The organism is Frankia sp. AiPs1, from assembly GCF_023716945.1.
GTDB lineage: Bacteria > Actinomycetota > Actinomycetes > Frankiales > Frankiaceae > Frankia.
On sequence record NZ_JAMQQF010000969.1, the window covers coordinates 1 to 1,268 of the forward strand.

At 76.0% G+C, this 1,268-nt stretch carries 1 protein-coding gene; it reads right to left on the reverse strand.

What is annotated here, in order from left to right; translation table 11 throughout:
- A partial coding sequence (locus tag ND748_RS32250; protein ID WP_251750051.1) for a phospho-sugar mutase occupies positions 1-1,268 on the reverse strand: 1,268 nt, incomplete at both ends.

A 1,268-nucleotide genomic window follows, 5' to 3' on the forward strand; every position in this document is an offset into this window, starting at 1 on the left:
GGGGGGGGGGGGGGGGGGGGGGGGGGGGGGGGGGGGGGGGGGGGGGGGGGGGGGGGGGGGGGGGGGGGGGGGGGGGGGCCCCCCCCCCCCCCCCCCCATCGCCGTGGCGATCCGGGCGACGTCGACGAAGCGAACCGAGCGCTGCCCGGTCTCGTGCACGCCGATCCGCACCGCCAGCTCGTCGAGAAGATCCAGCAGGGTCCGGCCGCGCCGCTTCGCGGCGGTGGCAATCAGCGCGACGGCCAGCGCTGCGGTGATGCCGTCCTTGTCCCGCACCAGATCCGGGACGAGGGCGTAGCCGAGCGCCTCCTCGTAACCGAAGACGAGCCCCGGATCCGCCCGCATGATCCACTTGAAGCCGGTGAGTGTTTCGCGATACTCGACCCCGGCGCACCGCGCCAGCGCGCGCAGGCCGGACGAGCTGACCAGGGTGGTCGCCACCGGGCCGGGCCGACGGCGGAGCACCTGGTCGGCGAGTAGCAGGCCGATCTCGTCGCCGGTGAGCATCCGTCCGCCCACCGCGACGGCGCAGCGGTCCGCGTCGGGATCGGTCGCCAGCACCAGGTCCGCGCCGATGCGTTCACCGAGAGCCAGCGCCCGGTCCATCGTGCCCGCCTCCTCCGGATTCGGCCTGGGGACGGTCGGGAAGTCCGGGTCGGGCGCGGCCTGTTCGTCGACGAGTGTCGGAGCCGCGAGCCCGGCGGCGGCGAACGCGGCGGTGAGGGTCCGGGCGCCGACTCCGTGCAGCGGGGTGTACGCGATGACCATCTGCACGGGTTCGGGGTCATCCGGGTCGACCGTCGGAGCCAGGTCGAGGACTGCCGCCGCCGCGGCGTGGACGTAGTCCTCGACGATCCGTCCGTCGAGCCGGCGCCAGGTCTCGGCCATCGGAATCGCGGCGGCCGGGCCGGTGACGGCGATGCGTCGTTCGATGTCGGCGTCGGCGGGAGCGACGAGTTGCGCGCCGCGTCCCGGATCGGCCTCGGTGCCGCCCAGGTACACCTTGTAACCGTTGTCGGCGGCCGGATTGTGGCTGGCGGTGACCATCACGCCGGCGTCGGCCCGCAGATGACGTACGGCGAAGGCCAGCACCGGTGTGGGCAGTGGCCCGGGCAGGACCAGGGCCCGCAGCCCGGCCCCGGCGAGGACCCGCGCGCTGTCCAACGCGAAGGCCTCGCTGCGATGCCGGGCGTCGTAGCCGATGACGACCAGGGCAGGCGCGGCCGGGGCGCCGCCCCGTGCTCCCGCGCCGGCGCTCGCCCCGGCCT